Source organism: Acetomicrobium sp. UBA5826, assembly GCF_002433005.1.
Lineage (GTDB): Bacteria > Synergistota > Synergistia > Synergistales > Acetomicrobiaceae > Acetomicrobium.
Window position 1 is genome coordinate 174 of record NZ_DJHF01000015.1, and the last position, 25134, is coordinate 25307.

The 25134-nt window shown below is 49.0% G+C and carries 22 protein-coding genes and 1 tRNA gene; 12 read left to right on the plus strand and 11 right to left on the minus strand.

Annotation, left to right across the window (positions count from 1 at the left end; all coding sequences use genetic code 11):
* Nucleotides 1–1367: urocanate hydratase (locus B3N34_RS03620; RefSeq protein ID WP_286975039.1), on the plus strand; the 1367-nt coding region annotated here is incomplete at its 5' end.
* Between the two features lie 53 nt (nucleotides 1368–1420).
* Here the strand turns inward: B3N34_RS03620 and B3N34_RS03625 are convergent.
* Nucleotides 1421–2812: a YfcC family protein gene (locus B3N34_RS03625; protein ID WP_286975040.1), complete on the minus strand. Its 1392-nt coding sequence runs from the start codon at nucleotides 2810–2812 to the stop codon at nucleotides 1421–1423.
* Nucleotides 2813–3045: 233 nt separating this feature from the next.
* Between B3N34_RS03625 and B3N34_RS03630 the strand changes: the two genes are divergently transcribed.
* A tRNA-Val gene (locus tag B3N34_RS03630) sits at nucleotides 3046–3120 on the plus strand.
* 3 nt (nucleotides 3121–3123) lie between these two features.
* On the opposite strand, the gene B3N34_RS03635 is transcribed toward B3N34_RS03630, so the two are convergent.
* From B3N34_RS03635 to B3N34_RS03660, 6 genes are all read right to left on the minus strand, one after another.
* A complete protein-coding gene (locus B3N34_RS03635) occupies nucleotides 3124–4134 on the minus strand; it encodes a DUF128 domain-containing protein (RefSeq protein ID WP_286975042.1) in 1011 nt (336 codons plus the stop codon).
* A gap of 166 nt (nucleotides 4135–4300) precedes the next feature.
* Nucleotides 4301–5188 carry an isocitrate lyase/PEP mutase family protein gene (locus tag B3N34_RS03640; RefSeq protein ID WP_286975044.1) on the minus strand — a complete coding sequence of 296 codons (888 nt, stop codon included), beginning with the start codon at nucleotides 5186–5188 and terminating at the stop codon, nucleotides 4301–4303.
* Nucleotides 5185–7095, minus strand: coding sequence for a TRAP transporter permease (locus tag B3N34_RS03645; protein WP_286975046.1), 1911 nt, complete (start codon nucleotides 7093–7095; stop codon nucleotides 5185–5187). Before B3N34_RS03645 ends, B3N34_RS03640 begins: the two co-directional genes overlap by 4 nt.
* A gap of 99 nt (nucleotides 7096–7194) precedes the next feature.
* Nucleotides 7195–8205, minus strand: coding sequence for a TAXI family TRAP transporter solute-binding subunit (locus tag B3N34_RS03650; RefSeq protein ID WP_286975048.1), 1011 nt, complete (start codon nucleotides 8203–8205; stop codon nucleotides 7195–7197).
* A gap of 88 nt (nucleotides 8206–8293) precedes the next feature.
* Nucleotides 8294–8800, minus strand: coding sequence for a 3-isopropylmalate dehydratase small subunit (locus tag B3N34_RS03655; protein WP_286975050.1), 507 nt, complete (start codon nucleotides 8798–8800; stop codon nucleotides 8294–8296).
* Nucleotides 8801–8823: 23 nt separating this feature from the next.
* Nucleotides 8824–10080: a 3-isopropylmalate dehydratase large subunit gene (locus tag B3N34_RS03660; protein ID WP_286975052.1), complete on the minus strand. Its 1257-nt coding sequence runs from the start codon at nucleotides 10078–10080 to the stop codon at nucleotides 8824–8826.
* Nucleotides 10081–10580: 500 nt separating this feature from the next.
* Between B3N34_RS03660 and B3N34_RS03665 the strand changes: the two genes are divergently transcribed.
* The 5 genes from B3N34_RS03665 to B3N34_RS03685 are packed head-to-tail and all read left to right on the plus strand — an operon-like array spanning nucleotide 10581 to nucleotide 16505.
* On the plus strand, nucleotides 10581–11963 hold the full coding sequence (locus B3N34_RS03665; RefSeq protein WP_286975054.1) for an acyclic terpene utilization AtuA family protein: 1383 nt from the start codon (nucleotides 10581–10583) through the stop codon (nucleotides 11961–11963).
* 2 nt (nucleotides 11964–11965) lie between these two features.
* The gene (locus tag B3N34_RS03670) at nucleotides 11966–13366 is read left to right on the plus strand and encodes an MmgE/PrpD family protein (protein ID WP_286975056.1); all 1401 of its coding nucleotides are present in this window, start codon (nucleotides 11966–11968) and stop codon (nucleotides 13364–13366) included.
* Nucleotides 13363–13689, plus strand: coding sequence for a DUF4387 domain-containing protein (locus B3N34_RS03675; protein WP_286975057.1), 327 nt, complete (start codon nucleotides 13363–13365; stop codon nucleotides 13687–13689). Before B3N34_RS03670 ends, B3N34_RS03675 begins: the two co-directional genes overlap by 4 nt.
* 2 nt (nucleotides 13690–13691) lie before the next feature.
* Nucleotides 13692–15056 carry an MmgE/PrpD family protein gene (locus tag B3N34_RS03680; RefSeq protein ID WP_286975058.1) on the plus strand — a complete coding sequence of 455 codons (1365 nt, stop codon included), beginning with the start codon at nucleotides 13692–13694 and terminating at the stop codon, nucleotides 15054–15056.
* Nucleotides 15057–15116: 60 nt separating this feature from the next.
* Nucleotides 15117–16505: an MmgE/PrpD family protein gene (locus tag B3N34_RS03685; protein ID WP_286975060.1), complete on the plus strand. Its 1389-nt coding sequence runs from the start codon at nucleotides 15117–15119 to the stop codon at nucleotides 16503–16505.
* A 158-nt stretch (nucleotides 16506–16663) separates the two neighbouring features.
* Here the strand turns inward: B3N34_RS03685 and B3N34_RS03690 are convergent, their stop codons facing one another.
* Together B3N34_RS03690 and B3N34_RS03695 are read right to left on the minus strand one after the other, a co-directional pair.
* Nucleotides 16664–17002, minus strand: coding sequence for a DUF86 domain-containing protein (locus B3N34_RS03690; protein WP_286975062.1), 339 nt, complete (start codon nucleotides 17000–17002; stop codon nucleotides 16664–16666).
* Nucleotides 16995–17477, minus strand: a complete 483-nt coding sequence (locus B3N34_RS03695; protein WP_286975064.1) for a type II toxin-antitoxin system RelB/DinJ family antitoxin — start codon at nucleotides 17475–17477, stop codon at nucleotides 16995–16997. Before B3N34_RS03695 ends, B3N34_RS03690 begins: the two co-directional genes overlap by 8 nt.
* Nucleotides 17478–17735: 258 nt before the next feature.
* Between B3N34_RS03695 and B3N34_RS03700 the strand changes: the two genes are divergently transcribed.
* A complete protein-coding gene (locus B3N34_RS03700; protein WP_286975066.1) occupies nucleotides 17736–17912 on the plus strand; it encodes a type II toxin-antitoxin system HicB family antitoxin in 177 nt (58 codons plus the stop codon).
* 38 nt (nucleotides 17913–17950) lie between these two features.
* Here the strand turns inward: B3N34_RS03700 and B3N34_RS03705 are convergent, their stop codons facing one another.
* The gene (locus B3N34_RS03705; protein ID WP_286975067.1) at nucleotides 17951–19219 is read right to left on the minus strand and encodes a glycerate kinase type-2 family protein; all 1269 of its coding nucleotides are present in this window, start codon (nucleotides 19217–19219) and stop codon (nucleotides 17951–17953) included.
* A 19-nt stretch (nucleotides 19220–19238) separates the two neighbouring features.
* Nucleotides 19239–20402 (minus strand): iron-containing alcohol dehydrogenase, encoded by a 1164-nt coding sequence (locus tag B3N34_RS03710; protein ID WP_286975069.1) that lies wholly within the window; start codon nucleotides 20400–20402, stop codon nucleotides 19239–19241.
* Nucleotides 20403–20980: 578 nt separating this feature from the next.
* Between B3N34_RS03710 and B3N34_RS03715 the strand changes: the two genes are divergently transcribed.
* The 4 genes from B3N34_RS03715 (at nucleotide 20981) to B3N34_RS03730 (ending at nucleotide 25128) form a co-directional block, all read left to right on the plus strand.
* Nucleotides 20981–22198: an ISL3 family transposase gene (locus tag B3N34_RS03715; RefSeq protein WP_286975071.1), complete on the plus strand. Its 1218-nt coding sequence runs from the start codon at nucleotides 20981–20983 to the stop codon at nucleotides 22196–22198.
* 393 nt (nucleotides 22199–22591) lie between these two features.
* Complete coding sequence (locus tag B3N34_RS03720; protein ID WP_286975073.1) at nucleotides 22592–23086, plus strand: hypothetical protein; 495 nt, start codon at nucleotides 22592–22594, stop codon at nucleotides 23084–23086.
* Between the two features lie 114 nt (nucleotides 23087–23200).
* A complete protein-coding gene (locus tag B3N34_RS03725; RefSeq protein ID WP_286975075.1) occupies nucleotides 23201–24322 on the plus strand; it encodes a hypothetical protein in 1122 nt (373 codons plus the stop codon).
* On the plus strand, nucleotides 24319–25128 hold the full coding sequence (locus B3N34_RS03730) for a hypothetical protein (protein ID WP_286975076.1): 810 nt from the start codon (nucleotides 24319–24321) through the stop codon (nucleotides 25126–25128). The genes B3N34_RS03725 and B3N34_RS03730 overlap by 4 nt, the downstream gene beginning before the upstream one ends.
* Nucleotides 25129–25134 lie beyond the last annotated feature (6 nt).

Below are 25134 nucleotides of genomic sequence, written 5' to 3' on the forward strand. Positions count from 1 at the left end.
TTCACGGCACGTACAACACCATTTTAAACGCCGGAAGGCTGCATCTCGGCCTCAAACCGGGCGAGGACATGCGGGGACATCTTTTCATATCTTCAGGACTGGGCGGCATGAGCGGCGCTCAGCCGAAGGCCTGTGAGATAGCGGGGGCCGTCGGCATCATCGCCGAAGTCGACCCCTCCAGGATCGAGACGCGCAAAAAGCAGGGGTGGGTCTCCTACGTCTCCTCCGATTTAGATGAGGTATTTCGCGTTGCAAACAACCATCTTAAGAAAAAGGAACCCATATCCATTGCCTATTACGGAAACATCGTAGATTTACTTGAATATGCTGTGAAACTTGGGATAAATGCCGAACTGATATCAGACCAGACGTCGTGTCATGCAGCCTATGACGGCGGCTACTGTCCACAGGGGCTGACCTTCGAGGAGCGGACAAAGCTGCTTTCCGAAGACAGGGAAAAATTTAAACAGCTTGTGGATAAGAGCCTTCGAAGGCATTTCGAGCTCATAAAGACCCTCGTCGACCGCGGGGCCTACTTTTTCGACTACGGCAATTCCTTCATGAAGGCCGTCTACGACGCCGGCGTCAGGGAAATATGTAAAAACGGCACGGACGAAAGGGAAGGCTTCATATTCCCCTCCTACGTGGAGGACATCATGGGGCCGCTCCTTTTCGATTACGGTTACGGCCCCTTCAGGTGGGTGTGTCTTTCGGGCAAAAGAGAAGATCTCCTCAAGACGGACAGGGCAGCCATGGAGTGTATCGACCCTGACCGCAGGCCACAGGACAGGGATAACTACATCTGGATTAGGGACGCCGACAAAAACAACCTCGTCGTAGGAACCCAGGCAAGAATTCTTTATGCCGATGCAGACCTTCGCCTTGCCATCGCCCGAAAGTTCAACGAAATGGTGAGAAAGGGCGAAATAGGACCCGTCATGCTTGGCAGAGACCACCACGATACGGGCGGCACGGACTCCCCCTTCAGGGAGACGGCAAACATCAAAGACGGAAGCAACATCACTGCCGACATGGCCGTGCAGTGCTATGCAGGAAACGCCGCCCGAGGGATGTCTCTTATCGCTCTTCATAACGGAGGCGGGGTCGGAATCGGCAAGGCCATAAACGGTGGATTCGGCTTGGTGTTGGACGGGAGCGAAAGAGTTGATAAGATCATAAACAGGGCCCTATCCTGGGACGTACTGGTGGGAGTAGCGAGGCGATCCTGGGCCAGAAACGACGGTGCCATGGAAGTAGCCAGATCGGTCAACGAAAAATCCAAGGAAAACTACCATATCACCCTTCCCTACATTCCCGACGACGAACTTGTCGCCAACACGGTCGCCAAAGCGTTGAAGAAGAATTAAAAATTAAACAAAAACATAAGGCGGCTTTCAAGGCCGCCTTATGTTTTACGGATCTAAAAGGGTCCGTACCCGACTAAATGGGCAATAATTACCATGGCCGTGCCTATTAAGTGCCAGAATATCATGAGAGGCCAGATGAACTTAAACCACCTGTCGTAGGGAATTTTGGCCATGCCCAAGGTGGCCATGAGCACACCTGACGTGGGGATGATTTGATTGGTAAATCCGTCGCCGTACTGATATGCAAGCACCGCAGTCTGTCTCGTAATGCCTATTAGGTCGGCTATTGGGGCCATTATGGGCATCGTTGCCATGGCCTGCCCGCTTCCCGAGGGGATGAAGAAATTAATTACCGACTGAACCCAAAACATCCCCGCTGCGGACAAAGCTCCCGGTAAATGGGAAATCCAGTTGGCCAGAGCATAGATAACGGTATCGATTATCTGGCCTTCCGTCATAACGATCAATATGGCCCTGGCTATGCCAACCACTAGGGCGCCAAAGGCAATGCTTTTGGTCCCGTCGGCGAAGGCTCTCCCAATTGCGTTGGGAGTAAGACCTCCAATCAACCCGGAGATGACGCCCATGGCAAGAAATATGGTGGCAAGTTCCATTATGTAATACCCCTTCGCCATGACGCCGTAGATCATATAGGCAAAAAACAGCACCACAACCAACAAAACCAACTTATGTGACGAAGTAAGCTTGGTCGATTCGCTCGTATATTGGCCGGGAACCTCTTCGTCCTTAAAGAGGTCGTAGACGATGCTGCTTTTAGGATCCTCTTTGACCTTTGAGGCATATCGCATCACATAGTAACAGGCCACGAGGAAAAGAAGGGCGTAGCCTGCAACCCTGATCCCTATCCCCGAAAAAAGCGGAAGTTCGGCGATGCTTTGCGCTACCCCGACGGTGAAAGGGTTCAGGATGCCGCCGGCAAAGCCAACGGCAGCACCGGTAGATATAATAGCCGTCCCGACTATGGGATCAAAACCGACGGCCCTGGCCAAAGCAACGCCCATGGGAATGAAGACTATCGTCTCCTCTGACATGCCAAAGGAAAGTCCTCCCAAGGAAAAGACGAACATGGTCGCGGGGATGAGAAGCTTTTCCCTTCCCTTTAATTGCAACACGACCTTTGATATCCCTGCGTCAATAGCACCCGTCGCCTGAATTATCGTAAAGGCCCCTCCGACGATGAAGATGAAAAATATCACCTCACCGGCAGCGATCATTCCCTTTGGAACGGATGCAAAGACATCGAAAAAGCCAACGGGAGTCGGTTCGACGTGGTGAAAGCTGTCGGGATCGACGAGCGTTCTTCCCGTCGCCTCGTCCCTATACCTATCGAACACCCCGGCAGGGACTACGTAAGTACCTACCGCCACCACGATAACGATCATAAACAAAAGCACATAAGTATGTGGTATGGCCAACTTTCGCATTTTTAGCCACCTTTCTTTCCAAAAAGTCCGTAAATACACTGGTTGTGATATTTACAGGTTTTTCCGGGCAGTTACACACCCCCTTTGCAGCCCCTTCCCCCTTCGTAGATTTTGTTAACATGTAGACTTTTTACCACGATCGCAAGGGGACTGTCAAGGCACTCCAGGGGGTATGGGAGAGCAAACTTCCGCTTGCAGAATGCTTAGGGGTGTTTTATAATCGAATACGCAGTGGGCGACTAGCTCAGCGGGAGAGCGCTTCCCTCACACGGAAGAGGTCACAGGTTCGAAACTTGTGTCGCCCACCATTTTTATTGGATTTCCTGAGGCAGATGCATATCCTCAATATCGTAAAGCCCCGATGCTATGGATAGGGCATCGGTGATACCGCACTCCACCAGGGGAGCGAGATAGTTAGCGCCTCCAAAGATCAACATGTAACCTCGCGTGCGATCTTTTATGCTCATTTGATATTTTGGCGGCATTAGGTACCCCAGCTCGAAAAGTCCGCTTATGTTGTCATTTTTGCAATCTTTGATGGCCTCCACGACCTTTTCGTACATAAAGGAAGGAAAGGTCTTGATGGCGGCCGTGACGCAGCCTTTCCCCGTGCGAACCGCGGACATCACTTCAGTGAAGCCTCCCCTTATCAAAAGCTCTCCCGGGCTCAAGGTAGTGCCCGAATGGGATATAACATCGACGAAGCCCTTGCCTTTGTAGCCCTGCAGCCTGAAAAGTCCTGTAGCAACGGTCTCCACATAGACGCCGCAGCGCCTCAAGGCCACATCGTAATTGGCCGAAGAAAGGCAAAGGATGGCGCAGCGACCTTCCGGAACCCTGTAGTTCCAAATCCTCTTTCCCTGGGGTAAGATCGCAACCAGGGGCGAGATGATGACGTTGGACTCAGACATCTCGGCCAACAACGACAGAGCTTCATCTTTTAGCTCCTCCGGAACGGAGGTGATGTTTACGATGGCCTTGCCCTTGTTAGAACAAAGGTCCAGGTCGCTTTTCATGATCAGCATCTCCGTCTCCATGGAAGAAAGGCCTATGCGATCGAAGACGAAGATGGCTCTAGCCTCCTCGCTGCCTTCCGTGGTAAGCATCACGCCCTTTCTTCCAAAGCGCGTGATGAGGCCTTCCTTCTCCAGGTTGGACAGGTGATAACGAACGGTTCTGTCGTCGATGGAAAAACCGCGCTTATCGAGCTGTTCCTTCAATTCGACAGAGGTCAACGGATCCTCCGAAAAATAGAGGCTCCTAAGTATCTCTATAACTGTTGGCGGATATTCTTCTGCGTTGTTTCCCATCGGTATCTCCATCGGCTATCAACTCCCGTTGTATCTGTATAAATTTCAGCATTTATATTAGTATACCTCAAGAAGGTATGGCAAATCGGAGAGCTGTCAAGCGATGCTCAAACGGAGCTCTCCGATTTGTAGATATCGTTAATAGGCCAATCCCGCGCTTCGACGGAAAAACAAGGCCTTAAGGTATGTAATCGGGCAAAAACGTCTTTTCAAGATCTCGATATTTATTAAAGCCTGTCAACTCTTTAAATTCCCCGAAGGGGACCACGAGGTCCGTCCTTCCTTCGGCGATGCCATCTTTTATCACGTCAAGGTAATTGATCATGCCCCTTATGGCAGCGAACAAAGGACCTACGGGTATACTTATACGAGCTACTCCCATCTCGCGAAGCTCGTCAATGCTGATAAGAGGAGTCTTGCCGCCGCTTACGGCATCGAAGAGATTAATGCTAATGGGTGCTTGAATTTCCTTTGTTAATCTTTTTATGTCTTCTTTGGTGCGGGGAGCCTCGATGAATATCAAATCTGCTCCGGCTTCAGCATAGGCATTGCCCCGTCTTATTGCTTCATCCACACCGTTTACGGCTATGGCATCGGTCCTGGCGTTAATGACGAAATCGGGGTCCAATTTCTTTTTGACCTCTATGCAAGCCTTTATCTTGAGCACCATTTCCTCCATCGGGATTATTTGCTTTCCTTCAAGGTGCCCGCAACGCTTGGGGAAAACCTGGTCTTCTATGTTCATCCCCGCTGCCCCGATCTTTATAAATTCCTCGGTAACTCTCATTGCGTTAATGGCGTTCCCAAAGCCCGTATCGGCGTCGACCATGACGGGTATTTCTACTGCATCTATTATGTTTTTGGAAAAGTTCAACGCTTCGGAGAAGGACAAAAAGGCCATATCGGGAAGCCCAAGATATGAAGCCGAAAGGCCGAAGCCACTGACCTGGCATGCCTTAAACCCTGCGCGCTCTATGAGCTTAGCAGAAATAACGTCGTGAGCACCTGGACAAACAAGGGCTTTTCTTTCCAATATCATATTTTTCAACAAGGTCGATTTCTTCATACAGACGATCCCTCCAGATCAATTTTTTTGCTGACCATCTTTTCTATTATCAAAAAACCGACGGCGAGGACAAGTCCAATCATCGAATAAAGATGATGGGGAAAAAGCAGCAGCACTCCTCCTGCGAAAAAGGCCGCTCTAAACAAAAGGTTCGCCCTGCTGTCTATGTGTCCGAAAAAGCCGTAGGCCATAAATATGGCTCCCAAAAAGCCGGTGACTGCACAGATTAAAATCTGCAGAGGCGTCCCCCTGCCAACGAAAGCGGGGTTCCAGACGAAGAAAAAGGGCATGATGAAGGCCACGATACCTAATTTCACAGAATTAATTCCCGTCTTAAACCAGTCGCCCTTTGCTATGCCTGCAGCCACGATTGCCTGGGTGCAGGTAGGCGGCGTGAGACCACCGAGCAGCGACCAATAAATGAAAAATAGATGGAGCGCCACAGCATCAGCTCCGAGCCTGAGCAGGGAAGGAGCCAGAATGGAAAGGGATAGGACGTAAGTGGGAACGACGGGAAGTGAAGTCCCCAAGATAAAGGGGACAATCGTGCTTATAATCAGGGCGAATATGAAGCTGTCCTGCCCCACACTCATTATCAGGCTGCTTATCTTAGGAGCTATGCCCGTTATGCCCACCATGTTTACCAAAATGCTGACCGAGACAAGTATGGGAACGATCCTGGCAAGGCTTATGCCGCCTTCAGCCAGGGCGGCGATCATTTTTTTTATGCTTTTCATAAGCCCCCTTTCGGGAATTTCACTTATTAACATGAGAATTATGGTAGAAAGACAGGTATAAAATCCTGCGGTAAGGAGGGGCCTCCCGACGGCAACAAGACCCAGCAAAACGACGATGGGAATGACGAGACAGGAGAGGCGCCTGAAGGTCAATATTTCCTTCCACTCGGGAATCTCATCTTCCGGCACGGGAGCCAGGCCCAACCTCAAGGTCATAAACTGCACGCCAGCATAGACACTCGTGTAATAGAGGACGCAGGGAATGATGGCGTAACCTATTATCTTTAAATATGAAATTCCCAAAAATTCGGACATCATGAAGGCGGCGATGCTCATTATAGGCGGAGTTATGCCGCCTCCCGTAGAGGCGACCGCCTCAACGGCTCCGGCAAAGTTGGGAGGATATCCCAGTCGCTTCATCATCGGTATGGTGTAACTTCCCGTAACGGCGACGTTTGCCACTCCGCTTCCCGATATGCTTCCAAAAAGCGCGCTGGCCACTATGGCGGCTTTGGCAGGACCTCCCTTCCATTTGCCTGTCAATGCAAAGGCTATATCTATGAAGGTCTTCCCTCCCCCACCGGCCGACAGCAAGGCCCCAAAGATTATGAAAAGGGATATGAAGGTGGCCGACATGGCGGTGACGCTGCCGTAAATACCCAAGGGAGAGAAATAGACCGAGTTGACTACGAAGTTCAAGGACAACCCTCTCAATTTCCACATTCCGGGAAATATGTCTCCAAAGAGGGCGTAAAATATCAAGCAGGCAACAATTATCGGGATGGCCCAACCCACGGCCCTCCTGGTAGTATCGAGGATTATGACGGTTAAGGCGATCCCGAGCAACAGATCTAACGTATCTGCGCTTCCGGGATACATGTAAATATTTAACGTCTTGATGTATATATTCACATTTGCCGCTATTATGAAAAGAAGTTCTAAGATGTCCAGCGTAGTCAGCCTGTTCGTCTCGTACTTTTTCTTAAAGGGAAACACCAGCGCGGCCAAGGATATGCCGAGGCCTACGTGAATCGCCCTAAGCTGCAAATCTAGCAGGTGAAAAAATATCGGGACAGTAAGCTGCGCCACGGAAAGCGCCACAGCCAACCAAAAGATGACGGAGGTCTTTACATCGGGAGCATCGATTCTGTCTTTGGTCATGTCAAACATTGANNTTCTCATATCCCACTGTGTCAGGGACATATAAGGGGCAGCCTAAGCGGGATATTTCCTGCGGAATGATCGGCTGCCCCTTTGCCTTATTTGGGTCTACTTTTTGTATTCAGGAGGTATAAACCTCTCAGGAACTTCGATGCCCCTTTCCTGGGCGTAACGTATCAGACCTGCATGAGCGTAAATTTCACCGCCCTCAGGGACGTTTTCGAAGAAATCTGCCACGGGGTCCCAACCCTTAATTGCGGGATAGGCAGATGCCACTTCATCGAAACCTTCGACGTAGGCTTTAACGATTTGATACCCGACTTCCTCGGGCAGATTGACCGATGCTACGGCCCCTACTATTGCGCACTCTTCCATGATGGGTCCCACGTCCGGCAGCTGCTTGATCTTGCCCTTGGGCGTCTCGAGGAAGATCATGTATGGGTAACGCTCCCTTATCTTAGCCACGTCATCTTCGCTGTATCCTATGACCGTGATGGGAAGGGTGAGGTTGACCTCGATCATGGAAGCATCCAGGCTATCCAGGGGTGATGTCTTTTGAAGTCCTATTATTGCGCCGTTTTTCATGGCATCAACTGCATCTCCTATAGCAGCAGGGACAAGTTTTATGTCGGCATTCAACAGATCGTTAAATTTAAAAATATAGTCGGCCGATGCGGAGCCGGGGATGCCGGGGCTGAACTTCTTGCCCTTCAGTTCCTTAAAGGTAGTGACGCCTGAGTCCTTTCTCACATACAGACGATCTGCAGTAATATTACGCATGAAAAGCCAGCGAACGTCTTCCCACTCCTCATTCTCGAAGGTATCCATGCCCTTCACCATTTGATAGGCAGAAGGCAGATCGACACATAACGCAAAATCGAACACCCCCGCCTTGATTTTCCTTAAGTTATCGAGGGCTGCGCCGCTTTCGATGACCGTAACCTGAATGTCGTTTTGGGCCTCGTTTATCACGTTTGCCGTAGCGACGCACCAGGCATAGACCCCCGAGGTGGAGGACGTGCTTCCCATGTTGAGGTATTGTTTTTCCGCCATTGCCGGCGAAGTTAAAAGACACAAAGCTATGGCGAAGAAAAGGAACCAAAATCCTTTCTTTTTCATCTTTCTCCCCTCCTTAAAATTATGACTGCTCAAAATATCTTCCCTTCAGGACTCGCTGCACAGGCTTTTTCGAATTTAGGCCGTACACTTATTCTGTAGCGAAATCCCCGTACTTCTTAAGGTAAGGTACCAACCCTCCTTCTTTTAAGATGGCTTTCATGATATCGGGCATCTTTTCCATGGGAATTTTTATGTCCTTAGATATGTTCAAAACAAACCCTCTTTCCAGGTCCACCTCAAGTTCGTCTCCGTCATCTATTTCGTCGGTATCACACACCAGGGCGGGAAGGCCGATATTGATGGCATTTCTGAAGAAAATCCTGGCAAAGGACTTCGACAGCACAGCTGATACGCCCGATTCCTTTATAGCGATGGGGGCCTGCTCGCGCGAGGAGCCGCAGCCGAAGTTTTTGCCCGCCACGACCATGTCTCCGCGCTTCAATTTCTTCGAAAATTCGGGGTCGATGTCCTCGAACAAATGGGCTGCCAGATCGCTTAAATTCAAGGTTTTTGTGTATTTGCCGGCTATTATGTAGTCGGTGTTTACGTCATCGCCAAACTTGTGGGCCTTTCCCTTCAATAAAAGATCGCTCATCTTCCATCACCTTTCTGCCGACTTTAATTTAAGTACTTTCTGGGGTCGGCTATTCTGCCCTCTATCGCCGAAGCTGCGCACGTAGCGGGTGAGGCCAAATATATGTTCGACTTGTTGTTGCCCATTCGGCCCTTGAAGTTCCTGTTAGCCGTGGAGATGACGTTTTCTCCCTCTCCCGGCACGCCAAGATGTGTGCCTGGACAGGGTCCGCACCCAGGCGGGATGATCGTAGCTTTTGCTTCGATCAAGGAGGCTATGATGCCCTGCTTTGCGGCCTCAAGCATAACCTCCCTCGAAGCAGGACATACGAGCAGCCTGACAGAATCATTTACCTTCCGCCCTCTTAAGATACTTTCAGCTTCCTTTAAATCCTCTAAACGTCCGTTAGTGCAAGTGCCTATGAAGACCTGCTGTACGGGAATTCCGATGGCTTCGTCCACGGGATGGACGTTGTCGACGGCGTGGGGAAAGGCCACCTGGGGTTCGAGGTTAGCTGCGTCGATATGGAGAACATCTACGAAATTTGCATCTGCGTCGCTCAACTTGGGAGTAATAAAACGAGATGAACGGCTGCGAACCCATTCGAGCGTCTTTTCATCAGGCGGGACTATCCCCCCCTTGGCCCCTGCTTCGATCGCCATATTACAAAGCGTCATTCTGCCTCCCATGGACATCTCGTCGATGCAGCTGCCTGTAAATTCGAGACAGAGGTAGTCAGCCCCGTCGGATTTCAATATTCCTATGATGTGAAGCATGAGGTCCTTGGGATAGACTCCACGGGTTAGCCCCTTTTCGACGACGATCTTCATGGTCTGGGGGACCTTAAGCCATAATTTGCCCGTAAGGAGCACGCCGCTTGCGTCGGTTGATCCTATGCCGAAGGAAAATGCCCCGACGGCACCGTAAGTGCAGGTATGAGAGTCGGTCCCGAGGGCGATATCGCCAGGCAAGACCATCCCCTTCTCCAACATCAGTTGATGACAGATCCCTTCGCCGACGTCGAAGAACCTTATTCCCTGCTCCTTCGCAAAGCTTCTCAACATGTCGTGAAGACCGCTGATCCTTTCGTTTGGACTTGGCGTGGCGTGGTCAAGAACGAAGGCAACCTTTGCGGGGTCCCACACCCTTTCCCTTTCAAATTCCCTGAAGGCCTTGATCGCAAGCGGGCCCGTGGCGTCGTGACACATCAACATATCGACGGGTACCACGCAATAATCTCCTGCCTTAACCTCTTCGCCGACGTGACCGGAAATTATCTTTTCGACAATCGTCTTTCCCACATCGATGCCCCCTGTCGTCTCTTTCGTATAGGAGTGGGCGATGTATGAAGGTAAGATAGTTATTCAAGCATGCAATATTGGAAGTGTCTTTCCATTGGTTATTTTAAAAATACCACTAATATAATTTTTGTCAATAGTAGGATGGCATGATTTTTAGTGATATCGATGATGTCTCTTAATATCCACAGGGCGAACAAAAACATCATTAATATAACGTAGGTTCCGGCAGTCTTTGAAGGCGAGACACCTCTGCATCTCCTTTTTTCCGCCGCTAATTGAGTTAGTTTCCTCGCTTATCAATAAAAAGAAATTTCATGACCGGCACAATACATATATATGCATAGTATCATTTGGTCAAAGATAACAAATTGATAAATTTTTAGCGATATAACCCTTTTTAATATATTGACTTAAAGGTAAAGGAGTGATAAGCTCGACAAAGATAGGAAATATATATCCGTTATTATGATGCAAAGGGCATCACGATCGGAGGGATCGAATTGGAAAAGGTTTCGTTATTGGTGTCAACGGGAAATTTGGGCGATAACATAATCGAGGAGGGATCCTTTTACGAAGGAGTGAAACGTCAGATTGATTGTTTCGCCGCAGATGCCGGCACTGCCGATGCAGGTCCCACCTTTTTGGGCGCCGACATGCCCCACAACCCAATCGAATGGGAGGAACACGACCTAGAACTTCTCCTGGTAGAAAGCAGAAAAAGAAACGTTCCTATGATAGTCGGCTCCTGCAGCACTACGGGCACGGACAAGACAGTGGACAGATATGCAGATATCATCAGAAGGCTTGCCAAAAAACACGGGTTGGAGCCCTTCAAAATGGCCTTGATATACTCTCAGGTCAGCAAGGAGGAGCTGCAAAGAAGGCTCAAGGATATCGAACCTCTCGAAGCTCCCTACGAACTTACCGAAGAAGTCTTAAACGAGACGACAAACGTTACGGCATCCATGGGCATAGAGCAGATCGTACACGCCCTGGAAGAAGGCGCAGACGTAATTTTAGCGGGCAGGGCCTGCGACGACGCTGTCTTGGCAGCCTACCCCATCTATAAGGGCTTCCCCAAGGGCATCAGCCTGCATATGGGCAAAGCTGCCGAATGTGCATCGCTGGTCTGCTGGCCCCAGATGGTGAAGGAATCCATTATCGCGACTGTCACCAAGGAATACTTTTCGATAGAGCCGATGCATCCGGCACAGCGGGCGACGCCCCACAGCGTGGCGGCCCACTCGATGTACGAGAGGACAAACCCCTTCGTACAAGGTGTGCCCGGCGGGATTTTGGACATGCACGAATCAGAGTATGTCGCCGAAACGGACCGCATCACCAGGGTTTACGGGAGCAAATTTGTCCCCTCTCCCGACGGAACCTACAAGGTGAAGCTCGAGGGAGCCGGCGAGGTGGGCTACAGGGTGTATCACCTGGTCGGAATCAGGGACACGAGGGCCATCGCCAACATCGACCAAATATTGGTGGACACCCGAAAGAAGGTCTCTCAGATCATAGGACCCCACAGGGACGGAGACTACGAACTTTACTTTCACGTTTACGGCAAAAACGCCATCATGAAGGATTTCGAACCGCAAGAGCGGATAACAAGCCACGAATTAGCCGTAGTAATCGAGGCCATATCGAAGGATCAGGAGCTTGCAACCTCCGTGGCAAAGTGCGCCAAATTCCGCTTTTTCTACATGAGCTATCCCGGACAGATGAATTCCTCCGGCGGATCGGTGGCGCTTCTTACGGACGAACCGCTTTATCCCAAAAACAAATGCTATAAATGGACGGTAGACCACCTCCTGCGATTGGACGATCCGCTGGACGATAAGATATTCAGATTCTCCTTTGAAACTGTCAGGGGAAGGTAACGATGAGCGCGCCGAGGGACGAAAAGGATACGTTGCTCTGCAAACTTTCCCGCTACTACGCCTCGCTGTCGTATGACGAAGTTCCAGCCGAAGTCATCGAGAAAGCAAAACGTTCGCTGGTGGATTTCTTGAGCGAGCTGGCTGCAGGTTTTTATGTGGGAGAGCTGGCTGAGGCGGTAAATCCCTACCTTGTGGAGCTCGGAGGCAAGCCTGAGTCGACTTTACTTTGCGTGGGCAGAAAGATGCCCGCCCAAAACGCCGCCCTCGGAATGGGAGTAATGGCCCACGCTATAGAGCTCGACGACGGCCACAGGTGGGGAACGTCACATCCTGCCGTGGCAATCATGCCTGCCGTGCTGGCCATGGCCGAAAGGGAAAAAAGCTCATATGCCGATATTCTTTTAGCCATAGTCATCGGCTACGACATGATGCTTCGGGCAGCCAGGGCGATAAACCCAGCGCACCTTAAAAGGGGATTTCATTCGACGGGAACGTGCGGCTCTTTAGGCGCGGCTGCTGCATGTGCGAAGCTTTTAAACTTGGACGAAGAAAAGACGGCTTACGCCATATCGATGGGCGGGCTTCAAAGCGCAGGATTACAAGAAATGCTCCACGACCATCCGGGCGTGAAGCCCCTTCAGCCCGGAAAGTCTGCCTCCGCAGGTATCCTGGCAGCAGACTTAGCAATGCGCGGTGCCAAATCCCCCAGGACCCTTTTTGAGGGAGAACACGGCTGGCTTAAGGCCATGTGCGATTCGAATTACTCCGCCGAAGCCTTAATAGGAGACCTTGGAACCCGTTTTGAGATCCTCTATACTTACACGAAGCTTTATCCCACCTGCAGGCACTGTCACGCCGCCATAGACCTGGCGCGGGAGGCCAGGGAAACGCTATCCTGTGATCCGGCCGATATAGAATCCATCGAAGTCAAAACTTACAGGCTCGGCATCGTGGAAGTTGGCCGGATACAGGTGCCAAAGACCCTACAGGAGGCCATGTTCAGCCTGCCCTTTGCCGTGGCCATAGCATTGACTCGAGGAAACGTCACGCTACAAGACTATACACCTGAGACGTTAAGCGATCCGAAGCTCATCTTTTTGGCCAAAAAGGTCCAAGTAATTGAAGACCAAAAATTAAACGACCTGTACCCCGAAGAAAGGGGTGCCCATATGAAAGTAGTTTTAAAAGACGGCCGAAGCTTTGAAAAATACATCCCCGTCGCCAAGGGAGAGCCTGAATTTCCCGTTACCGACGAAGACTTAAAGAAAAAGCTGCAAGCCATGTTATCCCCCTACTACCCCAACGCCTTCTTCGAAGGCCTGTGGAAGATGACAGTGGAGGGGAATGTTGAAAGTCGAAGTTACAGAGAGATTATTGAACACTTTGGGAGGTTTTGTTCATGAAGACAAAAAATATATGTGATTTAGCCAGAACAGTAAGAAGCAAGAATGCAGGAAGCTTCATGATAACCCTGGAGATAATATTCGACGACCGGCAAGTGTACGAAAGGGTAAAAAAAAGCGGAGCCATAACGAGGGAGGCGATAGCCAAGGCCTATAACGTAGAACCTGAAAAGATCTTAGACTTCATGTTCTTCGATCCGGGCATGGGCATCAAGGCAAATTATCAGCGCCCGATCCCAAGCGGCGGACCTGCCGAAACTGACGTCTACGGGTGTCAGCAGTACGCTCCCCTCTTTTCGCTTGAAATACCTTGGGAGGACTAGCAATGACGAAGACCGTCTCCGAAAGGCTGGCAGATTTCGTACAAAGGGCATCTTACGAAAATTTGCCCAAAGAGGTGATCCACCAGGCCAAAAGGTGTCTTTTGGATACTTGCGGAGCCGTAATAGCGGGAAGCTATCACTCGACGTCAGGAAAGATAGCCCAATCTTACGCAAGGTCCCTGGAGGAGCCGCCCAAGGCTACGATAATTGGAACGGACATCATGAGATCTCCTCAAGCGGCTGCCTTCGCAAACGGCATCGCAGCGCACGCTCTTGAGCTTGACGACGGCTCAAGGCATGCAACCTACCATCCCGGATCCTCGATCATACCTTCCTCCCTCGCCCTATGCGAGGCGGAAGGAAAAACTGCTCGGGATTTGATCGCCGCTATCGCCGTGGGCTACGAAGTCTCCATAAGGATAGGAAAATCCATGAACCCAAACCACTACCTCAAGGGATTTCATCCAACGGGAACGGTCGCTCACTTTGGCACGACGGCAGCCTGCTCCCAAATATTAAACTTAAGCGTAGAAGAAACGGTCAACGCCTTAGGGCTTGCCGGAAGCCTGGCATCGGGCATCAATCAATACGAAATTGACGGTTCTCTGGTAAAACATTTACATCCAGGAAACGCGGCAAGAAACGGAATCATGACTGCCTTACTGGCTAAAGAAGGCCTGACGGGCCCAAGGGGCGTAATCGAGGGACGACTTGGTTTCTGTCACTGTTTTTCCGACGAATACGACATCTCTTCCATCACGGAAGGCTTGGGAACCCAATATGATATTTTATCCATTTACTTCAAGCCATACCCCTCCTGCAGATATGTCCATTATGCAAACGAGGCCACTTTAAACATCTTAAAGGAACACCCTTTGACACCAGAAGACATTGACCAAATTCATATCCTCACACACCAAAACGCAAAGCAGGGATCTGATATCCCCGATTACCAAACGGTCTTGCACGCACGCTTGAGCATTCAATACGGAATCGCCTCAATATTAGCCAGAGGCAAAGCCGGGCTTCAAGAGTACACGGAAGAGGCGATAAAAGACCCAAAGGTGCATGCAATTGCAAAAAAGATCACCATAGAAATAGATCCTGAAATTCAAAAGCTATACCCGAATCCCAGGAGCATGATCGTCCAAATTAAGGATAAAAAAGGCAATATCTATTCATCGCGCGTAGATTATCCAAAGGGTGACCCTGAAAATCCAATGACAGACGAAGAATTGACAGATAAGTTCATCGACGTCACGGAAGGGGTAATTTCAAAGAAAAGACAGGCGGAGATCATTGAAAATACTTTACACATATCACATGATGCGTCGGTAAGGGATTTGATGAAACTATTAAGGTTCTGATTCTGAGACATGGGCATAGTCCGAATTTTATAAATTAAATTAACAGAGGAGGAAAAGAATATGTCGGAAAAACAGACGATGAGCAGGCGGTTATCGGAATTCGCTGTCAGCCTGAAATACGAGGACATTCCTTCGGAGGTGATGGAACACCTCAAAAACGTCATGCTTGATGGCTATGGGTGCGGGCTATTCGGATCCACCACCCCTTGGATGAAGATCTACAAAGACGTCCTGACCGCCAGAACGGATAGAAAGGAAGCCTCCATATGGGGAACTAGGGATAAAACTTCCGTCACGGCCGCTATGATGATTAACGGTTCTGCCATAAACTCCTTTGAGCTCGACGATACACATACCGACGGGATAATTCATGTTTCCACAGGAGTTTTGGGATGCGTCACATCCTTTGCCGAGATGCTTGAAAGCATTAGCGGGAAGGAATTTTTGGTCGCTGCCGCCCTGGCTTACGAGATATCCTGCCGCGTGGCAGCTCCCATCGGCATGGAGCTGGCCCATCAGGGATTTAACAACACAGGCACCACCTGCGTATTCGGTTCGACGGCGGGCGTGGGAAGGCTGCTTGGCTTGAACGCTGAACAAATGCAACACGCCATGGGAATTTCAGGAAATTGGGCAAGCGGCCTGCAGGCCGTCCAGTTCGCCTCCATGGCAAAAAGGATAGTGCCCTCCAAAACATCGGAAGGCGCCATCGTCGGAGCTTTGCTCGCCAAAGAGGGCTTCACGGGAATTGAAGACGTCTTCGAAAACGAATTCGGAGGATTTTACCACTGCTTCACCGACAGAGTCTACAACGAAGAGAGAACCTGCGGGGAGTTGGGCGACCGTTGGGAGCTCATGGGCATAGGACTTAAGTTTTACTCAACCTGCCGAAGCAAGCACACGACCATAGACGGCTTGAGAAAGTTCAGGGCAGAACATCCCGAGATAAAGCCTAAAGACATTAAAAAAATAGTCGTTCATACCACGTCCATAACGAGAAAGTACTCCGTCGACGCAGACGATATCAAAAGCGTGGTCTCAGCCCAATTAAGCCACCCTTATGTCTGTGCCGTTACGCTCATGGAAGGGAACGCCTTCATCGATCAGTTCACTGAAGACAAAATCAAAGATCCCAAGATATTGGAGTTCGCAAGAAAAGTAGAAGTCGTCGACGATCCCGAAATAGAAAATCTGCCCAGATCGCTTCGCTACACCGTTAAAATCGACATCCACTTAAACGACGGACGCGTGTTCAACCTGGAGGTAAATTATCCCAAGGGACATCCCAAAAATCCCTTCACTAAGGAAGAGTTGCTTTGGAAGTTCAAAACCCTGGGCTACAAGGCAATCCCCGACGACAAAAAACTCGACAAGATCGCCGAGGCTTTATTTAACCTGGAAGAAGTCAAAAACGTCAGAAACTTCGTGGAGCTTTTGAGGAAGGAATAACTTTTAAATACCGAGCGGGACAAGATAACCGCTCGGTATTTTTATCGAATATCACCTATCATCGCAGGTGATAAAATTTACTTTTGAGCTCGTCGGTCCCGTGTTTATCATATAGGTTGTATTTTCATAAAAAAAATGCGGTAAGCATAATTATTGTGCTATTCTTTTAAAATATTCTCAAGTTGTATTTTCAAGGTAGGAAGTTCCTGCTTGATGACACCCCAAATAATTTTCAAGTCTATGTTAAAATACCCGTGAACAATCCTGTTTCTAAGGCCGACTATCTCTCCCCAAGGGATGTCTTTATGACGAGCTTTAATGTCGTCAGGAATGTGCCCAGCGGCTTCTCCTATAGTCTCGAGATTTTTTATAACTGCATCGACCGTTTTGTCGTCTTTTTCGAAAAGTGTAAAATCCATGTCGCCGGTATATTTTTCAACCTTTTTGATGCATTCTAAAACATCTTCAACGTAAAGCTTCCAGTCCCTTTTAGACATAGCACAAATCTTCCATGACGTACTCCTTCCTGTTGGGCTTTATGCCGTCAGGTGTCGTAAGATCGACTTTTATGCCCAGGATGTCTTCAAGAAAATCGGCAAGGCCGAAGAACTTGAGACCTACGGGCTCGCTAAACTCTACCATGATGTCGACGTCGCTGTCTTCGGTCTGTTCACCTCGGGCATAAGAACCAAAGACAGCGATGCTTTTTACCTTGTACTTTTCTTCAAGCTCTTTCCTGTGGCTGTTTATGATTCTTTTTATCTCTTCAAGGGTTTTTGGCTTTGTTTTTTCTTCTTTGGCTTTGGGAACTTCGATCTCGAAGGGGAAACGCCCTTCTTCGGCAATGCGGACTAAAAACATGCGCACTGCGTCGGAAAGGGTAAGCCCCATATCATCTAGGACACGTGCGGCCCTCTTCTTTGTTTCGCTGTTTATTCGCACCCTAATCATCGAATCGCAGGTTCGTACCAATGTCAACACCACCTTTGTAGATACATTGTAACTACATATACATACACTGTCAAGTAAGTGTACCCTGTCTAATGCCGGCCTTAAAAGGTCTTTGTTTAATCGAGGTAAGGATGCCATGCAGACTCGAAGGGGAATTATCCACGGAACAGGGGAAAGGCAGATATCCCAGCGATAGATAAAGATGCCTTATTTTGACCTTATTGTTATAATATTATTATCAGAATAAGAGCATAAAAACAAAGCGAGGAATGAAAATTGATGAAACAAAAATTTATATATTGGCAAGATGGCAATCTATGGATTGGTTATCTCGAAGAATTTCCAGATTATTGGACTCAAGGAGAAACACTAGAAGAACTTAAAGAAAATTTGAGGGATCTATGGCGGGATTTGGCGAGCGAAAATATCCCCATGAAAAAGGTCACAGGTTCATAACCCATACGCCCACCATTTTCATTGGATCACCTGAGGCATCAATTTTCCCGGACTTTCGTCTCATCGCATAATATAAATATTAAATCATTTACGTTTGTGCCCGTCGGCCCCGTCTTTATCAAGCTATTGACTTTTTGTAAGGCGTGATAGGAGTCGTTGTCGTTTAAGGCGTCGTCGATATCTATGCCGGCTTCCTCCAGCAATGTCGCTGTCTTTCCGTCGACGATTCCGCCCGCCGCATCCGTCGGGCCGTCGGTGCCGTCCGTTCCTACGGAGGCTATGACAACTCCCGGATAGTTTCTTATGCCTCGGGCAGCGGACAGGACAAGCTCCTGGTTTCTGCCTCCCTTTCCGGTTCCCTTTACGTGTACCACCGTCTCACCGCCCAGGATTATCGCACAAGGCCTTTCTAAAGGCCTTTCTTTTTCAACCTCTTCTCTGGCAATTGAAGCCAAAAACAGGCCTGCTTCGCTTGCCTCACAATCTAGCGTAGTAGTCAGGATCATGGCATTGTATCCCAAACTTACAGCCACATTTTTTGCGCTTTCGCAGACTTTGGAGACGCTTCCTATTATCCTGGTTTCAACGTTGTCGAGGCTTTTAGGGGTTTCTTCGCTCAGACTTTGAAGTATATACTTCGGCAATTTTAAGTCGTATTTCCTTATTATTTTTCTTACGTCTTTGGCCGTCGTCGAGTCGGGATAAGCGGGGCCTGAGGCGATGCTGTCGAGCCTGTCGCCCAAGACGTCTGAAAGAACGAGGGAATACACCCTAGCTGGCGAGGCCATCAGAGCAAACTTTCCGCCCTTTACCCGAGACATCCGCTTTCTTATGGCGTTTATCTCCACGATATTGGCCCCGCACCTTAAAAGCATATCGGTGACGTTCTTTATATCCTCCAGGCTCACCCCATCGACGGGAAGCTCGAATAGGGCAGAACCTCCTCCTGATACCAAAAACAAAACCTCATCGTCCTTCGATAGACCCTTCGCAAGTTCTACGGCCTCTTTCGTGGAGGTGATCGTATTTTCGTCGGGTATGGGATGGCCCGCTTCGTAGATCTTAAGCCCCTCGATTGGGCCTTGGGAATGTCCGTATTTGGTAATGACAACGCCGCCTTTAACTTTTTCCTTAAGACAGTCCTTCGCGGACTTGGCCATCCTCCAAGCGGCTTTTCCTATGGCGACCAAATAAATCTTGTCACCCAAATCCAGCTCTTTAAGCTCTTGTTCCACTGCCTTTTCGGGCAATACCAAACTAATGGAATCCTCTATTATCCTAAAGGCATCTTCTCTTAAGCTTTTCATTAGCAGCTCTCCATAGGCCTCAATCCACCAGCGCTTTTTTAAATAGCACCAGGTAATCTTCTTTGCTCATTTCACGAGGATTGCTATCCGTGGAAATGTTCTTAGCGGCCATATCGGCCAACCTTTCAAGGTCCGATTCTTTCACGCCAAGGCTCTTGAAAGCAGGCAGGCCCACTTCTTTTGCCAGTTTTTTGACCCTTTCTACGGCCTTCATGGCACCTTCCCGCGAAGTTTCAAAGGTCTCTCTCATTGCAATTGCGATTCTTGCGTACTTTTCTATGCAAGACTCGGCGTTATATTCCATAACGTAGGGCAACAATACGGCGTTACAAACCCCGTGGGGCGCATCGTAAATGCCGCCCAAGGCCTCGGCCATGCAGTGAACGGACCCGACGTCGGAGTGGCTAAAGGCGATCCCGGCAAGCAAGCTTCCCACCAACATGCTGGCCCGCGCCTCAATGTCTTTCCCATCTTTCACCGCCTTTGCCAGATTGTGCGATATCAGCTCAATAGCGTATAAAGCCAGTGCATCGCTGACAGGCTCGGAAACCTTGACGGTGTAGGCCTCGATGGCGTGTGTCAAGGCATCCATGCCAGTCGAGGCAGTTATATGAGGCGGAACGGTTACGGTAAGTTCGGGATCGAGCATGGCAACCTTTGCAGCCATGTAGGGACTTCTTACCGTCATCTTGTAGTTGTTTTCGGTGTCGGTAATGACCGCCGAAAAGGTAACCTCACTTCCTGTGCCGGCAGTAGTCGGTATGGCGATGAAGGGAAGGATAGGCTTTTTTACTTTAGTCCTTCCCTCGAAATCCTTTATCTTCTCCCCGCCGTGAGAAACCAAAACGCCAATTGCCTTGGCGCAATCAATAACGCTTCCTCCGCCTATAGCTATCATTGCATCCGCTTTAAAACTACTAACGGCCCGAGCGCCGCTTTCGACGTTTCGGTCCTTCGGATTGGGATCTATCCCATCGAAAATGCTGTAGGAAATCCCTTCTTCATTTAGGATGGGCTTTATTTTTCCCAGCAAGCCTGCCTTTTCGATGCCGGGGTCTGTAATTATGCATACTTTTTGGGCTCCAAGTTTCTTTAGTTCGTCCCCAAGCTTAACAACGATACCCACTCCATATTCGATCCTCGTTGGCAACTCGAAACTAAATTGCCTCAATATGTTCGTCATTTTCATCACCTTTTCGTATAGAGCTTATCGCGAAATCATAAAATTGGTTCTTTCAAATTTCATGTCATCTCATCTGCTCAATAGCTTTCGAAAATTATAATACCACATATACAAGAAAGAAACGGCGATGCACTGCTAAAGAAATGGAGCGGCACATCGACTTCGTCGAGGAAAAACTAAGGCTGCTTTAAAAAACTTATCTTATTAGTCAAAATTTAGAATTCCCAAGTGAATATATTTCAAAGGACCTCCCAAATTTTGCTCGGCCTAAACACTCAAAGTACGAATGAACGATGAATTGAAGAGGAAACAGCCCAAGGGACTTCATTTCGGATTCTACAGCATAGCCGGTCGAGTAGTGCGTCATGCAGGACAGTGTATAGTTAAGCTTAACAGGAGCAACCCCGTGTCCAGGATAAAGGGTATATGTCATGGCGGGTTTGATTTTTANNACAAAAACTTGACGCGGTCAAATACCTCTGGGGGGGCTCTATAATCTTTAGTGTGGAATTTGGCTTTGAAAATATAATGGTGGTAAGAACCAACCAAACCCATTAAGAAAGGAGGCTCTTACCACCATGGCCAATGGCCATAATAATAATATCACCAAAATGCTCGGACTTAAAGGCTTCAAGATATCGGATACGCGTGAAGAAGAGGATGCTTTTGTGATTGAGGTGCAAGTTAAACCCGACAAGACAGCAGTTTGTCCCGAGTGTAACTCAAAAGATTTCTACAGGCACGGCAAAGCCAAACCAAGGAAGGTGCTGCACACGTTAATCAACGGAAAGAAAGTATATCTTGAGATACATGGCAGGCAGAGATGGAAGTGTAAGCATTGCGGCCGCACATTTACGCAGGAGCTTAAGATAATAAAACCTCGCAGCAGGCTTACCAACTATGCGGAAAAGTTGGTCTTGTGGCTTTTGAGTTTGATGAGCTTTAAGGCAATATCGAAGCTGCTTAAAATCTCCTACGGCAAGGCTAAAAAGATCTTGATGGAGGCAAAAACGATACCAGACTTTCTGCGGTCAGTGATAAACGGCGCAGAAAAGCTTCACTTAGGGATAGACGAGCATAGCTTCAAACATCAGGAGATGGTGCTCATAATAACAGACGTGAAGGCAAAGAAGGTGCTTGAGGTCCTAAAAGACGACCGCCTAGCCACATTGGAGGCCTTCTTATCCGAGATCCCTGCCCATAAGGTCAAGGAAGTCTGCATAGACATGAAGGAGGCCTTTAGGAAGGTGGCTAGTAAGCTCTTTTCTGAGGCCAATGTGGTGGTAGACCATTTCCACGTGATAGCGGATGCCAATAGGCGCATGGACGAAGCCAGGAGGATTGAGCAGGACGTAAGGCATAAGGGTAAGGTAAGGATACCTAAGAAGATATTCTTAATTGCAAGGGAGAATTTAAGCGACAGAGGAAGGCAAAAGGTAGACGAGCTCTTAAGAACTTATCCGAACCTCAAAGACTTCTACTGGGCCAAGGAACGCTTAAGGGACGTATATAGGGCAAGAGACAAGAACGAAGCAGCCAAGCTTTTAGACCTAATCATCATGAACCTGAAGGCTTCTGACGATGCCGAGTTGTACAGGTGGGGCAATACCCTAAAACGGTGGCGACAACCTATACTGAACTATTTCGTAAACAAAACTACCAATGCCTATACCGAAGGATGTAATACGAAGGTGAAGATGCTAAAACGAATCTCCTTTGGTCTTAGAAACGTAGAGGTCTACACAAAAAAGATAATGTTGGGATTCTTACCACCGGAGTGTTTCCACACTATTTGAAATAGAGCCCTCTGGGGGTTGACTTGTATTTCACTAGAGTATATTATATAAACAATTTCAAAATTTATAAAGGTTTCATATTTCATGTGAATAGAAAATCAATAAACAAAATTTTTCATCTCTTAGCTTGTCGCCATAGTATACAAGAAAGCTTCTTTACTTGCATCTTATTTTTTGTATAATTCAAAACATTGAAACCATTATATGGACGTCGCTACTGACAATCCCACGACAATGGCTGCGGATGGGCGAAGAGCTCGGCCGGAAAACACAAGTAACAAATTTTAAGGGGGGGAGAGATGGGAGAAACATAGTTTACTGTACAGGGCAAGAAGTTAAGATATAAAGATTCGATGAAAAAGCATTTTAAGAAAGAAAGGGGTTAATTATATGATGAATACGAAGAAGGCATTGACGGTAATATTGACCATGGCTTTAGTTTTAGGGGTTTACGGCGTCGCGCATGCAGCTGATACAGCTACACAATCTGTGAGCTTTGAAGTGGCGGAGATAAACGAAATTACAGTGAGCGGCAACCCAGGAACTCTCGTTATAAATGCGGCTGCACCCGGAAACGACCCCGCCCCCGCTACGGACAGTTCTACGACGTATGCCATCACCACGAACGGAAACGGCAAGGTGATCACCGCCGCGATCGACACCCCCATGCCAGCGGGGCTGACGCTTAAGGTGAAGCTAGATGCGCAGGACGTGGGTGCATCACAAGGTGATGTAGTACTGGACGCGACCGCTGATCCCGTGGTAACAGGGATAAGTAAAGTGGCAAAAAAGGATCTCACAATAACCTACACGCTTTCTGCCACGGCTGAAGCTGAAGCTGGTTCCGGTTCGAGAACCGTGACGTTTACGCTTACGGATGCGCAATAGCGACGGCATGTTTCTCAGGATAGGAAAGCGGGGCAAAAGTCCGCTTTCCTATCCTGCATGAAGTGGAATGGCTTGTATAGAACACCAATAGTTCGAGCGCGATGGAGTGTGTAAATGTTGTTTATCTATGGCGGGGGCGCTTTTGTCTGCTCACGAAAAGGCAGACCTATTCTTTGGGGCGAGCATAAAAAAGCGTGGGCACTCACTTTGATGATAATTATGCTAACGCTGGGGTCATGCCGCATTGCACAAGCAAATAATGTCGCCACTCAAACCATTACATACTTCATAGCCGACATAAACGAACTCAGCAATTTGGCTCCGGTAACTCTCACCATAAATACAGCTACAGCCGGTGCCATGCCCGCCCCCGCTACGGACAGTTCTACGACATATTCGATAACAGCAAAAGGGAAGAAAAAAAAGATCACTGCCAGGATCGACACCGCCATGCCGACGGGGCTGACGCTTATGGTGAATTTAGGAGCGCCGACCGGGGCTACATCACAAGGCGATGTAACCCTATCCACGACCGCTAAAGACGTGGTAAGAGATATAAAGAATGTTAAAAACGAAAGTGTGGGCATAAAACTTACACGCTTTCTCCTGTTGGTAGTACACCGCCGGCGCCAACTGAGGGCGCAAGAACTGTCACTTTTACGCTCATGGATCAGTAGCATGACCATTAACATCTCTTCAATGGGCGTTTTGCCCCCTACCCTTCTACGCGAATCGGGGTGGTCTGTCATAAAGAAAGCAGTCCTTCTGTTCGCTTTTGTTCCTGCGGCGTTTCTCATTTTATCCGGGCCTTCCGCTTGTGCCGTTGATATTTACGCCGCCGGCAGCTGCAATTTCATCATCGATTCTTCATGTCTTGTCGGCGGCGCTGGAAGCGATTTGATTAAAAGCTTTGAAAGCAAGCTCGACGCCACGGTGATCAACATAACCGGCACCGGCGGAAGCGGCGACGCGTGGCAGGTGCGGGTGCGAAAAAGCGGTGCTTCGCAGCTGCAGGGGGTGACGCTTTACGTGAAGCGCACGGGGGACGGAAGCGGAAGCGGCGCCGTAAGCGGGGGGAGTTCTTATGTAGCTGTCGAGACGTCTGATACGGATTTCTTTGAAGGAAGCGGGGACAGGACGGACATTACCGTCCAGTACAAGGTTTCAGGCATCTCCATAAACGTACCCTCGGGCAACTACAGCGCTACTATAATTTTTACGGTGGTGGACCGATGAAAAAGATACTGCTGTTATTTTTATGTCTGTGTATTTATTTTTTATCTTCCGGTAAGGCTTGCGCCATCTCCCTTCCCGGGGGTCTGACCATAGAAAAAGAAGTGGCAATAGGTGGAATGGCTTCAGGGAATATCGTCATCTTAAACAACGACGCGGAGCCTGTGACCGTCAATATTTATCAGACTGACTACATGTTTTACGCGGACGGAAGAAGCGACTTCGGAAAGCCCGGTAGCACGCCGCGTTCCAACGCTTCCTGGATCACGTATTCGCCTAACCAGATAACCGTGCCGCCGAAGGGCAGCGCCAGTGTTGCCTATCAGATATCCGTGCCAAACGACCAAAGCCTTCGCGGCACCTACTGGAGCGTCATTATGGTCGAGCCTATCCCTAAGGCGGCGCTTGAACCGCCAAGCGCTGAAAAAGACAAGGTAGCTATCGGCGTGCAGGCCGTATTCAGACATGCTGTCCAGATGATCACACACATAGGCGACACCGGAGAAAGGGCCCTTAGGTTTGCTTCAAAAAGGCTTGAAAACAGGGACGGCAAGGTCTTTTTGGTCCTGGACGTGGAAAATACGGGGGAAAGGTGGCTTGTCCCTGCCCTTTACGTTGATCTGGCAGACCAGAGCGGGCGTTCGCTGGGGCGGTTTGAAGGGGGAAAACTAAGGATATTTCCCGGCTGTTCCGTCAGATATTTCGTCGACCTTGGAGCGCTGAAACCCGGTGGATATAACGCCCTGGTCATAGCCGACTGCGGCGAAGAAAAGCTCTTCGGCGCAAGATACACGCTGGAAGTTAAGTAACTTCAA

Excerpts from the sequence above, each read along its gene's own strand:
- B3N34_RS03625 (WP_286975040.1), bottom strand. The coding sequence starts at position 2,812 with ATGCGAAAGTTGGCCATACCACATACTTATGTGCTTTTGTTTATGATC.
- B3N34_RS03635 (WP_286975042.1), bottom strand. The coding sequence starts at position 4,134 with ATGGAGATACCGATGGGAAACAACGCAGAAGAATATCCGCCAACAGTT.
- B3N34_RS03640 (WP_286975044.1), bottom strand. The coding sequence starts at position 5,188 with ATGAAGAAATCGACCTTGTTGAAAAATATGATATTGGAAAGAAAAGCC.
- B3N34_RS03645 (WP_286975046.1), bottom strand. The coding sequence starts at position 7,095 with ATGTTTGACATGACCAAAGACAGAATCGATGCTCCCGATGTAAAGACC.
- B3N34_RS03650 (WP_286975048.1), bottom strand. The coding sequence starts at position 8,205 with ATGAAAAAGAAAGGATTTTGGTTCCTTTTCTTCGCCATAGCTTTGTGT.
- B3N34_RS03655 (WP_286975050.1), bottom strand. The coding sequence starts at position 8,800 with ATGAGCGATCTTTTATTGAAGGGAAAGGCCCACAAGTTTGGCGATGAC.
- B3N34_RS03670 (WP_286975056.1), top strand. The coding sequence starts at position 11,966 with ATGAGCGCGCCGAGGGACGAAAAGGATACGTTGCTCTGCAAACTTTCC.
- B3N34_RS03675 (WP_286975057.1), top strand. The coding sequence starts at position 13,363 with ATGAAGACAAAAAATATATGTGATTTAGCCAGAACAGTAAGAAGCAAG.
- B3N34_RS03680 (WP_286975058.1), top strand. The coding sequence starts at position 13,692 with ATGACGAAGACCGTCTCCGAAAGGCTGGCAGATTTCGTACAAAGGGCA.
- B3N34_RS03685 (WP_286975060.1), top strand. The coding sequence starts at position 15,117 with ATGTCGGAAAAACAGACGATGAGCAGGCGGTTATCGGAATTCGCTGTC.
- B3N34_RS03690 (WP_286975062.1), bottom strand. The coding sequence starts at position 17,002 with ATGTCTAAAAGGGACTGGAAGCTTTACGTTGAAGATGTTTTAGAATGC.
- B3N34_RS03700 (WP_286975066.1), top strand. The coding sequence starts at position 17,736 with ATGAAACAAAAATTTATATATTGGCAAGATGGCAATCTATGGATTGGT.
- B3N34_RS03705 (WP_286975067.1), bottom strand. The coding sequence starts at position 19,219 with ATGAAAAGCTTAAGAGAAGATGCCTTTAGGATAATAGAGGATTCCATT.
- B3N34_RS03710 (WP_286975069.1), bottom strand. The coding sequence starts at position 20,402 with ATGACGAACATATTGAGGCAATTTAGTTTCGAGTTGCCAACGAGGATC.
- B3N34_RS03715 (WP_286975071.1), top strand. The coding sequence starts at position 20,981 with ATGGCCAATGGCCATAATAATAATATCACCAAAATGCTCGGACTTAAA.
- B3N34_RS03720 (WP_286975073.1), top strand. The coding sequence starts at position 22,592 with ATGAATACGAAGAAGGCATTGACGGTAATATTGACCATGGCTTTAGTT.
- B3N34_RS03725 (WP_286975075.1), top strand. The coding sequence starts at position 23,201 with ATGTTGTTTATCTATGGCGGGGGCGCTTTTGTCTGCTCACGAAAAGGC.
- B3N34_RS03730 (WP_286975076.1), top strand. The coding sequence starts at position 24,319 with ATGAAAAAGATACTGCTGTTATTTTTATGTCTGTGTATTTATTTTTTA.